The organism is Sporosarcina sp. AD_1, assembly GCF_057373025.1.
The window spans coordinates 224,276-237,255 of sequence record NZ_JBPVIR010000003.1 but is presented as its reverse complement, the minus strand read 5'-3'; the positions used below and the strand labels follow the sequence as shown (position 1 = coordinate 237,255).

The 12,980-nt window shown below is 46.5% G+C and carries 9 protein-coding genes and 1 other annotated feature (1 of these 10 cut by a window edge); all 9 genes read left to right on the top strand.

Annotation, left to right across the window (positions count from 1 at the left end):
* Nucleotides 1–97 (top strand) — a sequence feature (ribosomal protein L10 leader region); it begins 48 nt to the left of the window's first position.
* 32 nt (nucleotides 98–129) lie between these two features.
* Entirely contained in the window at nucleotides 130–630 is a 501-nt protein-coding gene (gene rplJ / locus ACSW3C_RS07405; RefSeq protein ID WP_238080299.1) for a 50S ribosomal protein L10, read from the top strand.
* A 77-nt stretch (nucleotides 631–707) separates the two neighbouring features.
* The gene (rplL, locus tag ACSW3C_RS07400) at nucleotides 708–1,073 is read left to right on the top strand and encodes a 50S ribosomal protein L7/L12 (RefSeq protein ID WP_207959170.1); all 366 of its coding nucleotides are present in this window, start codon (nucleotides 708–710) and stop codon (nucleotides 1,071–1,073) included.
* 108 nt (nucleotides 1,074–1,181) lie between these two features.
* Nucleotides 1,182–1,784, top strand: coding sequence for a class I SAM-dependent methyltransferase (locus ACSW3C_RS07395; protein ID WP_486561785.1), 603 nt, complete (start codon nucleotides 1,182–1,184; stop codon nucleotides 1,782–1,784).
* A 217-nt stretch (nucleotides 1,785–2,001) separates the two neighbouring features.
* A complete protein-coding gene (gene rpoB, locus ACSW3C_RS07390; RefSeq protein WP_486561784.1) occupies nucleotides 2,002–5,544 on the top strand; it encodes a DNA-directed RNA polymerase subunit beta in 3,543 nt (1,180 codons plus the stop codon).
* 113 nt (nucleotides 5,545–5,657) lie between these two features.
* Nucleotides 5,658–9,260, top strand: coding sequence for a DNA-directed RNA polymerase subunit beta' (gene rpoC / locus ACSW3C_RS07385; RefSeq protein WP_486561783.1), 3,603 nt, complete (start codon nucleotides 5,658–5,660; stop codon nucleotides 9,258–9,260).
* 127 nt (nucleotides 9,261–9,387) lie between these two features.
* Nucleotides 9,388–9,636 carry a ribosomal L7Ae/L30e/S12e/Gadd45 family protein gene (locus tag ACSW3C_RS07380; protein ID WP_238080296.1) on the top strand — a complete coding sequence of 83 codons (249 nt, stop codon included), beginning with the start codon at nucleotides 9,388–9,390 and terminating at the stop codon, nucleotides 9,634–9,636.
* Nucleotides 9,637–9,738: 102 nt separating this feature from the next.
* Nucleotides 9,739–10,161, top strand: a complete 423-nt coding sequence (gene rpsL, locus ACSW3C_RS07375; RefSeq protein WP_486561782.1) for a 30S ribosomal protein S12 — start codon at nucleotides 9,739–9,741, stop codon at nucleotides 10,159–10,161.
* Between the two features lie 35 nt (nucleotides 10,162–10,196).
* Nucleotides 10,197–10,667 carry a 30S ribosomal protein S7 gene (gene rpsG, locus ACSW3C_RS07370; RefSeq protein ID WP_207959161.1) on the top strand — a complete coding sequence of 157 codons (471 nt, stop codon included), beginning with the start codon at nucleotides 10,197–10,199 and terminating at the stop codon, nucleotides 10,665–10,667.
* Nucleotides 10,668–10,864: 197 nt separating this feature from the next.
* Nucleotides 10,865–12,943 (top strand): elongation factor G, encoded by a 2,079-nt coding sequence (gene fusA, locus ACSW3C_RS07365; protein WP_486561781.1) that lies wholly within the window; start codon nucleotides 10,865–10,867, stop codon nucleotides 12,941–12,943.
* Nucleotides 12,944–12,980 lie beyond the last annotated feature (37 nt).

Genomic DNA, 12,980 nt, shown 5'->3' with positions numbered 1-12,980 from the left:
ATCCTGCCGAGGACAAGACGCTCTTTATTGCAAAGATGACGACTTTTCTGCCCTCGTGTCTATGTTCGCATGGACCGAGGGCTTTTCGTATGGTATAAATGACCCCCAATTTCATTAGGAGGTGTCAAGATGAGCAAAGTATTAGAGGCTAAACAAGCAGTAGTTGAAGAGATCTCAGGTAAACTGAAATCAGCAGTTTCTGTTGTCGTCGTAGACTATCGTGGTCTTAACGTCAGCCAAGTGACTGAACTTCGTAAACAGCTTCGTGAAGCAGGCATTGACTTCAAAGTTTACAAAAACTCGATGTCCCGCCGTGCGGCTGAAATTGCAGGTCTTGAAGGATTGAACGAGCACTTGACAGGACCTAACGCAATCGCGTTTTCAACTGAAGACGTTGTAGCTCCTGCTAAAATCCTTAACGATTTTGCAAAGAAGAACGAAAAACTTGAAATCAAAGCGGGTGTCATCGAAGGCGCTATCGCTACGGTTGAAGACGTGAAAGCATTGGCAGAGCTTCCATCTCGCGAAGGTCTACTTTCCATGCTCCTCAGCGTACTTCAAGCTCCAATGCGCAACTTTGCGCTTGCAACGAAAGCTGTTGCAGAGCAAAAAGAAGAACAAGGCGCTTAATCTTATTACTGTCGCCTAACAACAAACTCGCGGGTTGAATCCCGTCCAAACAATACCTAATTTAGGAGGAACATAAAATGACTAAAGAACAAATCCTTGACGCGATTAAAGAAATGACAGTCCTTGAGCTTAACGATCTAGTAAAAGCTATCGAAGAAGAATTCGGCGTAACTGCTGCTGCTCCTGTAGCAATGGTTGGCGGTGCAGGTGCTGGTGAAGCTGCTGCTGAGCAAACTGAATTCGACGTAATCCTTGCTTCTGCTGGTGCAGAAAAAATCAAAGTTATCAAAGCGGTTCGCGAAATCACAGGTCTTGGCTTGAAAGAAGCTAAAGAACTAGTTGACAACGCTCCAAAACCACTTAAAGAAGGCGTTTCTAAAGAAGAAGCTGAAGAAATGAAAGCTAAACTTGAAGAAGTTGGCGCTGGCGTAGAACTTAAGTAATTTTCATAAGGAAGGAAAGCTCGTCGAAAATGGACGGGCTTTTCTTCGTTTTTTTATCTGTGGAGCAATTGACATGTAACGCAATTCGCGTGCGTCAGGAGGAATTGTATGTCAGAGCATTATTACTCGAAAAAGCCGTCAGTGAAAAGTGATCCGAAAGAGTGGAAGACTGTCATCCGGGATAGAAGTTTTCGTTTTAAAACGGATGCAGGTGTGTTCAGCAAAGGAGAATTGGACTTTGGTTCACGCCTTCTGGCCGAATCGTTCCAACTGCCCCAAGTGGAAGGTGATCTGCTTGATGTCGGGTGTGGATATGGACCCATCGGACTGTCGATCGCCGCATCTTTTCCGGATCGGAATGTTCATATGGTCGATGTGAACGAAAGGGCGCTTGCGCTTGCAAAAGGTAACGCGGAGCTGAACGAAATCGCTAATGTGAATATCTATCCAAGCGATGCTCTATCAGCTGTATCTGGAGATCGGTTTGCCGCTGTGATAACGAATCCTCCTATCCGGGCAGGAAAAGAGACGGTGTTCACCATTTATCAGGGAGCCTATTCTAAGTTAATCCCTGGAGGAGAGTTATGGGTGGTCATTCAGAAGAAGCAGGGAGCTCCCTCTACATCTTCTAAGATGGAAGAGCTTTTCGGCAATGTGGAGACGGTGGCGAAGAGCAAGGGGTACTTTATTTTCAAGTCAAAAAAACATTGACTCACTAAACATGTTGTGTTAGCATTATAAAATGCATAAATATTATAATGCGGTCGTGTGCCCTTTTGCATAAGAAGTGGAAAAGTTAGGCATACTGGCAATGGATAAAAGATTGTTAAACCGAAAATGAGCTCTAGACGGAACTCGTTTTCTTTTTGTTTTTTCGATATCATACACCATTTTTATGATTTCGCAAAGAACTAATATTGTTTGAGGGGTGAAAGAGTTGACAGGTCATTTAGTTCAGTATGGTCAACACCGTCAGCGCAGAAGTTTCGCGCGAATCAATGAGGTCCTCGAGTTGCCGAATTTGATTGAGATCCAGACGGCATCTTACGAGTGGTTCTTGGAAGAAGGATTACGTGAGATGTTCCACGATATTTCCCCGATCCAGGATTTCACAGGGAATCTTTCGTTGGAATTCGTCGATTATCAACTCGGGGAGCCCAAATACCCGGTCGATGAATCAAAAGAACGTGACGTAACGTACGCAGCACCGCTCCGCGTTAAAGTGCGCTTGCACAACAAAGAAACTGAAGAGGTGAAAGAGCAGGACGTTTTCATGGGCGACTTCCCACTTATGACTGAAAACGGAACGTTCATCATCAATGGTGCGGAACGGGTTATCGTTTCCCAGTTGGTCCGTTCACCGAGCGTTTATTATAATGACAAGACGGATAAGAATGGTAAACGCGGTTTTTCCGCAACAGTCATTCCTAACCGTGGAGCTTGGCTGGAATACGAAACGGATGCCAAAGACGTCGTGCATGTCCGCATCGACCGTACACGAAAGCTGCCGATTACAGTGCTTTTGCGTGCCCTTGGCTTCTCCACAGATCAAGAGATCATCGAGTTGCTTGGAGACAATGAGTATCTTCGCAACACGCTAGAGAAAGACAATACCGAAAACTCGGAAAAAGCGCTTCTGGAAATTTACGAGCGCCTGCGTCCTGGCGAACCGCCTACATTGGACAGCGCCAAGAGTCTTCTGTTTTCTCGTTTCTTCGATGCGAAGCGATATGACCTCGCAAATGTGGGCCGTTACAAAATGAATAAAAAACTCCACTTGCAAAATCGTCTATTCAATCAGGTTGTCGCGGAAACACTAGTTGACCCTGAAACTGGCGAAATTCTGTTGGAGAAAGATCAGCTCATCGACCGCAGAACATTGGACCGCCTTTTGCCTCATCTTGAAAAAGGCATCGGCATCCAGGAAATCTCGCATGTCGGTGGTGTCTTGGAAGATGATATTACGATCCAAACAATTAAGATATATGCACCAAAAAGTGAAGACAAGCAAGTGATCAATGTTATTTCCAACGCTAGTATTGATGAGTCCGTGAAGCATGTCACACCAGCTGACATCGTTGCTTCCATCAGCTACTTCTTCAATTTACTCCATGGCGTCGGCAATACAGATGACATTGACCACCTTGGAAACCGCCGTCTCCGTTCGGTTGGTGAATTGCTTCAAAATCAGTTCCGGATTGGACTTTCCAGAATGGAACGGGTTGTTAAGGAACGGATGTCGATCAATGATACGCAGTCAATCGTACCGCAGCAGCTGATCAATATCCGGCCTGTTATTGCATCTATTAAAGAGTTCTTTGGAAGCTCTCAGTTGTCTCAGTTCATGGACCAGACAAACCCGCTAGCGGAATTAACGCACAAGCGTCGACTTTCTGCCCTCGGGCCTGGTGGTCTTACACGGGAACGTGCCGGAATGGAAGTCCGTGACGTTCACTATTCCCACTATGGCCGTATGTGTCCAATTGAAACGCCGGAAGGTCCGAACATCGGATTGATCAACTCGCTCTCGACATTTGCGCGAGTGAATAAATTCGGTTTCATCGAAACGCCTTACCGGAAAGTAGATCCGGAAACAAATCGTGTTACAGAACAAATCGACTATCTGACAGCAGATATCGAGGACAATTATGTTGTCGCTCAAGCGAATGCTCCTTTAAACGAAGATGGCTCTTATGTAAATGAGGAAGTCATCGGCCGTTTCCAAGGGGATAACACGGTCTTTAAACGTGAACAGATCGATTACATGGACGTTTCGCCGAAACAGGTAGTTTCTGCGGCGACAGCATGTATCCCATTCCTTGAAAACGATGACTCGAACCGTGCCCTCATGGGTGCGAACATGCAGCGGCAGGCTGTACCATTGCTCAATCCGGAAGCACCGTTTGTCGGAACTGGAATGGAGCATGTATCAGCCCGTGACTCAGGTGCTGCTGTTATTGCGAAATACGACGGTATTGTAGAGCACGTCGAAGCGAAAGAAGTCCGCATTCGACGCATTGAAACAATCGACGGGAAAGAAGTTAAGGGTGACCTTACTGTGTACCGTCTGGAGAATTTCATTCGTTCCAACCAAGGGACTTGCTATAACCAGCGTCCGATCGTAGCTGTCGGTGATCGTGTGAAACCACGCGATATCATCGCAGACGGTCCATCCATGGATAAAGGTGAATTGGCGCTTGGACGAAACGTATTAGTCGGATTCATGACGTGGGATGGCTATAACTATGAGGATGCCATCATCATGAGTGAACGTCTGGTGAAAGACGACGTATTCACTTCGATTCATATCGAAGAGTACGAATCAGAAGCACGGGACACGAAACTCGGACCTGAAGAAATTACACGGGATATTCCGAACGTCGGTGAAGACGCACTTCGAAACCTCGATGACCGCGGCATTATTCGCGTCGGTGCCGAAGTACGCGATGGCGATATCCTAGTTGGGAAAGTAACGCCTAAAGGGGTTACGGAACTGACTGCTGAAGAACGCCTTCTACATGCCATCTTCGGAGAAAAAGCACGGGAAGTGCGCGATACTTCATTACGCGTTCCACACGGCGCGGGCGGTATCGTCCTTGACGTGAAAGTATTCAACCGTGAAGATGGGGATGAATTGCCACCGGGCGTTAATCAGCTCGTTCGTGCTTATATCGTCCAAAAACGTAAGATCTCTGTTGGGGACAAGATGGCGGGACGTCACGGTAACAAAGGGGTTATCTCCCGGATTTTACCGGAGTCTGATATGCCATTCCTGCCGGACGGCACACCGATCGATGTCATGTTGAATCCACTCGGCGTACCATCCCGTATGAATATCGGTCAGGTTTTGGAATTGCATCTTGGAATGGCTGCACGTAATCTGGGTATCCACATGGCTTCCCCGGTATTTGACGGCGCCAACGAAGAAGATGTTTGGGATACGATGGAAGAGTCCGGCATGAATCGTGACGGAAAAACGGTCTTGTATGATGGCCGCTCAGGAGAACCGTTTGATAACCGGGTCTCTGTTGGTGTCATGTATATGATCAAGTTGGCCCACATGGTTGACGACAAACTCCATGCCCGTTCCACTGGACCATACTCACTTGTTACACAGCAGCCGCTCGGTGGTAAAGCCCAATTCGGCGGACAGCGTTTCGGGGAGATGGAAGTATGGGCACTGGAAGCTTACGGTGCCGCTTATACATTGCAAGAGATCCTTACAGTGAAGTCCGATGACGTCGTAGGCCGTGTGAAAACATACGAAGCGATTGTCAAAGGACAGAGTGTACCGCAGCCAGGCGTTCCGGAATCATTCAAAGTATTGATCAAGGAACTTCAAAGCCTTGGTTTGGACGTTAAAATGCTGACAGACGATTTCGAGGAGATCGAGATGCGTGATCTTGATGAAGATGACGATATGCAACCGACGGATGCACTCAATCTCATGACGGAAGATCAGCCTGTTTGATTTCATAACAATAGGGGAGTCCTGAAGTACTCCCCTATTTTCAACGGATAGGAAATGTGAAGCTTGATTTTATGGAACCATCGTGGAGATAAGATTAAAGGGAGGTAGGCTCCTTGATAGATGTTAATAATTTTGAGTATATGAAGATTGGCCTCGCTTCGCCAGATAAGATCCGTTCTTGGTCATATGGTGAAGTTAAGAAACCTGAAACAATCAACTACCGTACGTTAAAGCCCGAGAAAGACGGCTTGTTCTGTGAGCGTATTTTCGGACCGACGAAAGACTGGGAATGTCATTGCGGTAAATATAAGCGAGTGCGTTACAAAGGCGTTGTATGTGATCGTTGCGGCGTTGAGGTAACTCGTCAAAAAGTTCGGCGCGAGCGTATGGGACATATTGAATTGGCTGCTCCTGTAACACATATTTGGTATTTCAAGGGAATCCCGAGCCGTATGGGACTCATTTTGGATATGACGCCACGTGCATTGGAAGAAGTCATCTACTTTGCATCGTATGTCGTTATTGATCCGGCCGATACTCCGCTAGAGCGTAAACAATTGCTTTCTGAAAAGGAATATCGCTTATACCGTGAAAAGTACGGCAACAAGTTCCAAGCTTTGATGGGTGCAGAAGCGATTGAACAGCTTTTGAAAGCGATCGATTTAGACAAGGAAACGGAAATGCTGAAAGAGGAATTGAAAACTGTTCAAGGGCAGCGCCGCACACGTGCGATCCGTCGTCTTGAAGTAGTGGAATCATTCCGTAATTCAGGTAACCGTCCTGAATGGATGGTCCTTGAAGTGCTTCCGGTCATCCCGCCGGAATTGCGTCCGATGGTTCAATTGGATGGCGGCCGTTTCGCTACTTCGGATTTGAATGACTTGTATCGCCGAGTCATCAACCGTAACAATCGTCTAAAGCGTTTGCTTGATCTAGGCGCACCTGGCATCATCGTCCAAAACGAAAAGCGGATGCTCCAGGAAGCAGTTGATGCATTAGTTGACAACGGACGCCGCGGACGCCCTGTCACTGGACCGGGAAATCGTCCATTGAAGTCTTTGTCACATATGCTGAAAGGGAAACAAGGTCGTTTCCGTCAAAACTTGCTCGGTAAACGGGTTGACTATTCAGGCCGTTCCGTTATCGTCGTAGGCCCGAACTTGAAAATGTATCAGTGCGGACTGCCTAAGGAAATGGCGATCGAGCTATTTAAGCCGTTTGTCATGAAGGAGCTTGTTGAGCGCGGACTGGCACATAACATTAAGAGTGCGAAGCGTAAGATTGAACGTCTGCATTCTGAAGTGTGGGATGTTCTTGAAGATGTTATCAGGGAACACCCAGTTCTTCTTAACCGGGCCCCTACTCTTCACAGACTCGGTATCCAGGCGTTTGAGCCGATGCTTGTTGAAGGCCGTGCCATCCAGTTGCATCCGCTCGTATGTACAGCATATAACGCTGACTTCGACGGTGACCAAATGGCTGTTCACGTTCCATTATCCGCAGAGGCCCAAGCGGAAGCGCGTTTGCTCATGCTTGCGGCACAGAACATCTTGAACCCGAAAGATGGTAAACCAGTTGTTACACCTTCCCAGGACATGGTATTAGGTAACTATTACCTAACACTGGAACGTAAAGGGGCAGCAGGCGAAGGAACTGTCTTCAGTAATGTGAATGAAGCATTGATCGCATACCAGACAGGTCATGTACATCTTCATACAAGAATCGCTGTGTACGCTGGATCATTGAATAACCCGACGTTCACGGAAGAGCAGAACCACAAGCTCTTGTTGACAACAGTCGGAAAGTTGATCTTTAACGAAATCCTTCCGGAAACATTCCCGTATATCAATGAGCCGACAAACCACAACTTAGAAGTGGAAACGCCGGGTAAATACTTCATTGACGGAACTGTAAATGTTAAAGAGTATTTGCAAAGTGTAGACTTGGTAGCGCCTTTCGTTAAGAAATTCCTAGGTAACATCATTGCGGAAATCTTTAAGAAGTTCCATATTACCGAGACTTCTAAAATGCTGGATCGCATGAAAAACCTAGGCTTCAAATATTCAACGCGTGCAGGTATCACTGTTGGTATTGCCGATATCGTCGTCTTGCCGAACAAAGATGAAATCTTGCAGGAAGCGCAAAGTAAAGTGGATAAAGTAACACAGCAATTCCGCCGTGGTCTCATTACGGAAGAAGAGCGATACGATCGTGTTATTTCTTATTGGAGCCATGCCAAGGATGAAATCCAAGACAAGTTGATGGATTCCTTGGAAAACACGAACCCAATTTACATGATGAGTGATTCCGGAGCACGGGGTAACGCATCGAACTTTACGCAGCTCGCTGGGATGCGTGGTTTGATGGCCAACCCGGCTGGACGTATCATCGAACTACCGATCAAATCATCATTCCGTGAAGGTCTGACGGTACTCGAGTACTTTATCTCGACCCACGGAGCGCGGAAAGGTCTTGCGGATACAGCCCTTAAAACGGCCGACTCAGGTTACTTGACTCGTCGTCTTGTTGATGTTGCCCAAGATGTTATCGTCCGTGAAGATGATTGTGGTACAGATAGAGGTCTAGAGATTTCTGCACTGACTGAAGGCGCTGAAATTATCGAAACACTGGAAGAGCGTATTGAAGGCCGCCATACGAAGAAAACAATTCGCCACCCGGAAACTGGTGAAGTAATTGTTGAGAAAGATGGCTTAATTACGGCTGATTTATCTCGGAAAATAATTGATGCAGGCATCGAAACAGTGACGATCCGTTCTGCATTCACATGTAACACGAAACACGGTGTATGTAAAAAATGCTACGGCATCAACTTGGCTACAGGTGAAACGGTGGAGGTCGGGGAAGCAGTCGGAATCATCGCTGCTCAATCGATCGGTGAACCGGGAACACAGCTTACGATGCGTACATTCCATACCGGCGGTGTCGCAGGAGACGATATCACATCAGGTCTTCCGCGTATCCAAGAAATTTTCGAAGCAAGGAATCCTAAAGGGCAAGCTGTCATTTCTGAAATTAAAGGTGAAGTGACGGAAATCGATGAAATCCGGGAAGGACAGAAAGAAGTCACAATCCAGGGTGAAGTCGAAACGAGAAAGTACTTGGCTCCTTACAATGCCCGTCTAAAAGTGCAAGTCGGCGATACGATCGACCGCGGTGAAATCATCACGGAAGGTTCAATCGATCCGAAAGAATTGATTGTTGTAAAAGATGTTGCAACGGTTCAGGAATACTTACTGAAGGAAGTTCAGAAAGTATACCGTATGCAAGGTGTTGAAATCGGAGATAAGCACGTTGAAGTCATGGTTCGCCAAATGCTTCGCAAAGTGCGTGTTATTGAAGCGGGAGACACTGACTTGCTGCCTGGATCTTTGTTGGATATCCATCAATTCTCGGAAGCGAATGCCGTTGTCCTCAAAAAAGGCAAAGTGCCGGCTACATCCCGTCCGGTCATTCTTGGTATTACAAAAGCGTCGCTTGAGACGGAATCATTCCTATCAGCCGCTTCTTTCCAAGAAACGACACGTGTCCTTACGGATGCAGCCATCAAAGGCAAGACGGATGAATTGCTCGGCTTGAAGGAAAATGTCATCATCGGTAAACTTGTGCCTGCTGGTACAGGTATGCAGCGTTACCGTCATGTCGAGATGGAACAAGACAAAGAAGCGGACTCCGCTGACGCAGTATCAGTAGAGTAACCCGGAACAAAACGGGGGAGTCAAAAAGATCCCCCCGTTTTTTCTATTAATTGTTGACAGTTTCTCCGGCAAGTGATAATATACAAAAGGTTGATAGTTGAATGTCTGTACTTTGGAGGATATGCTCATGTCTTATGATAAAGTGGAGCAGGCACAGAAAACGATCATCGGTACAAAGCAAACAGTTAAAGCGATCCGCACAGGTGCTGCAAAGGAAATTATCCTTGCGACCGATGCAGATGAACGCTTTATCGCCCCGGTAATCCGGGAAGCAGAGCTTCATGGCATCCCTATTACTTATGTGGACTCGAGAATCACTCTCGGCCATGCATGTGGAATAGAGGTTGGAGCAGTAGCGGTTGCAATTACTGTTTAATGGTTTTTGTGTATATATGCACAAAGACTTTGTTTTTACCCTTAAAATGAACCACCTGGATGTGTGGTCTTGTAAAAAGAGTTATGAAAGGAGGAAAATCCGATGCCTACAATTAACCAATTAGTCCGTAAACCTCGTCAATCGAAAGTTTCCGGTTCTAAATCACCAGCACTCGGAAAGAGCTATAACAGCTTCAAAAAGTCGATGACTGATGTTAATTCACCACAAAAAAGAGGTGTTTGCACACGTGTCGGCACGATGACTCCGAAGAAACCGAACTCGGCTCTTCGTAAATATGCGCGTGTACGTTTGACTAACACTCTTGAAGTCAACGCTTATATCCCTGGTGAAGGCCACAACCTTCAAGAGCACAGCGTTGTTCTTATCCGCGGCGGACGTGTAAAAGACTTACCGGGTGTTCGTTACCACATCGTTCGTGGTGCACTCGATACAGCTGGCGTAACTGGCCGTATGCAAAGCCGTTCTCAATACGGTGCGAAAAGACCAAAAGAAAAGAAAAACTAATAACGAAATGATCATTTCGAAAGGAGGAACACAATATGCCTCGTAAAGGTCCTGTTGCAAAACGTGACGTATTACCGGATCCGATTTACAATTCCAAGCTTGTCACTCGTCTTATCAATAAAATGATGGTAGACGGTAAAAAAGGTACATCTCAAAAAATCCTCTATGGTGCGTTTGAACTTGTTAAAGAACGTTCCGGAAAAGACCCGATTGAAGTATTTGAAGCTGCACTTAACAACGTAATGCCTGTACTTGAAGTACGTGCTCGCCGTGTCGGTGGTGCGAACTACCAAGTTCCAGTCGAAGTACGTCCTGAACGCCGTACGACTCTAGGATTGCGCTACCTTGTGAACTACTCCCGTACACGCGGTGAGAAAACAATGGAGGAACGTCTTGCGAATGAAATCCTTGATGCTTCCAACAACACAGGTGCTTCCGTAAAACGTCGTGAAGAAATGCACAAGATGGCTGAAGCGAACAAAGCATTCGCTCACTATCGCTGGTAAGATCGGACATTTATCTTTTTTCAGCAGAAGATTTTGCAACGCGTGCTAGCTTTTGCTGAACGGAGATAAAAGCCTTTGGTGCATGGCAAAGATTTTCAAGAGAAATTTTACGAGCTCGCTCTTGCTGATCTGATAATACATACACCGAGGTGTGATTTGATTGACGCCCCAACCCGAAACGGAAGGAGATATACAAAATGGCTAGAGAGTTCTCCTTAGAGAATACTCGTAACATTGGTATCATGGCTCACATCGACGCTGGTAAAACGACGACGACTGAGCGGATCCTTTTTTACACAGGTAAGATCCATAAAATCGGAGAAACGCACGAGGGTGCTTCTCAGATGGACTGGATGGAGCAGGAGCAAGAGCGTGGTATCACGATCACTTCTGCGGCAACAACTGCACAATGGAAAGGCCATCGAGTAAACATCATCGATACACCGGGACACGTGGACTTCACTGTTGAAGTTGAGCGTTCACTACGTGTACTTGATGGTGCTGTAACAGTTCTTGATGCGCAATCAGGTGTTGAGCCTCAAACTGAAACAGTTTGGCGCCAGGCTACTACTTATGGTGTACCTCGTATCGTGTTCGTCAACAAGATGGACAAGACAGGTGCAGATTTCCTTTATTCAGTAGGCACACTTCACAACCGTCTTCAAGCGAATGCACACCCGATCCAATTGCCGATCGGCTCCGAAGATACATTCCGCGGAATCATCGACCTTGTCGAGATGAAAGCGACTATGTATGGTAATGACCTTGGTACAGATACAACTGTCGAGGAAATTCCTGAAGAGTTCCGTGCACAAGCTGAAGAGTACCGTGAGAAGCTAATCGAAGCGGTTGTCGATTTCGATGAAGATCTTATGGAAAAATACCTCGGCGGCGAAGAGCTTACAGTCGAAGAAATCAAAACAGCTATCCGTAAAGCGACACTCGCGGTAGAGTTCTACCCTGTCGTTTGTGGTACAGCATTCAAAAACAAAGGTGTTCAGCTTGTTCTTGACGCAGTCGTCGACTACTTGCCAGCACCAACTGACATCCCTTCCATGAACGGTATCAATCCTGATACTGAAGAAGAGGAAGAGCGTCACCCAAGCGATGAAGATCCATTCTCTGCGCTTGCTTTTAAAGTTATGACTGACCCTTACGTTGGTAAACTTACATTCTTCCGTGTCTATTCAGGTGTCCTTCAATCAGGTTCTTACGTACAGAACTCGACAAAAGGCAAGCGTGAGCGTGTTGGACGTATCCTTCAGATGCACGCGAACAGCCGTGAAGAGATCAGTGAAGTCCACGCGGGTGAAATCGCGGCAGCTGTTGGATTGAAAGATACAACAACTGGGGACACACTTTGTGATGAAAAGGCGCCAATCATCCTCGAATCAATGGAATTCCCTGAACCGGTAATCTCCGTTGCAATCGAGCCAAAAACAAAAGGCGACCAAGACAAAATGGGTACGGCTCTTGCGAAATTGCAAGAAGAAGACCCTACATTCCGTGCACATACAGACCAAGAAACAGGCGAAGTTATCATCGCTGGTATGGGTGAGCTTCACCTAGATATCATCGTTGACCGTCTACGCCGTGAGTTCAAGGTTGAAGCTAACGTAGGTGCTCCACAAGTATCTTACCGTGAAACATTCCGCAGCGCTGCGGAAGTTGAAGGTAAGTTCGTCCGCCAATCCGGTGGTCGTGGACAATACGGACACGTTTGGATCGAGTTCGCTCCGAACGAAGAAGGAAAAGGATTCGAATTCCAAAACGCAATCGTTGGTGGGGTTGTTCCTCGTGAATACATTCCATCCGTTGAAGCAGGTCTTCGCGATTCTCTTGACAATGGTGTTCTTGCTGGATATCCATTGATCGATGTTAAAGCTCGTCTCTTCGACGGATCTTACCATGACGTTGACTCCAACGAAATGGCGTTCAAGATCGCTGCGTCTATGGCACTTAAAAACGCAGCAGCTAAATGTAATCCAGTACTTCTAGAGCCAATGATGAAAGTTGAAGTCATCATCCCAGAAGAATACATGGGAGATATCATGGGTGACATCACTTCCCGTCGTGGACGCGTAGAAGGTATGGAAGCACGCGGTAACGCACAAGTTGTCCGCGCAATGGTTCCACTAGCGGAAATGTTCGGTTACGCAACATCTCTACGTTCGAATACACAAGGACGCGGTGTGTTCTCAATGGTATTCGATCACTACGAAGATGTACCGAAATCAATCGCTGAAGAAGTCATCAAAAAAAATAAAGGCGAATAATTGTATTTCGTCCTTGTTTCTACAGTTGATTACTTGT

Bases quoted from the DNA above. Each gene is read 5' to 3' on its own strand.
- rplJ (WP_238080299.1), top strand. From the start codon at position 130: ATGAGCAAAGTATTAGAGGCTAAACAAGCAGTAGTTGAAGAGATCTCA.
- rplL (WP_207959170.1), top strand. From the start codon at position 708: ATGACTAAAGAACAAATCCTTGACGCGATTAAAGAAATGACAGTCCTT.
- ACSW3C_RS07395 (WP_486561785.1), top strand. From the start codon at position 1,182: ATGTCAGAGCATTATTACTCGAAAAAGCCGTCAGTGAAAAGTGATCCG.
- ACSW3C_RS07380 (WP_238080296.1), top strand. From the start codon at position 9,388: ATGTCTTATGATAAAGTGGAGCAGGCACAGAAAACGATCATCGGTACA.
- rpsL (WP_486561782.1), top strand. From the start codon at position 9,739: ATGCCTACAATTAACCAATTAGTCCGTAAACCTCGTCAATCGAAAGTT.
- rpsG (WP_207959161.1), top strand. From the start codon at position 10,197: ATGCCTCGTAAAGGTCCTGTTGCAAAACGTGACGTATTACCGGATCCG.
- fusA (WP_486561781.1), top strand. From the start codon at position 10,865: ATGGCTAGAGAGTTCTCCTTAGAGAATACTCGTAACATTGGTATCATG.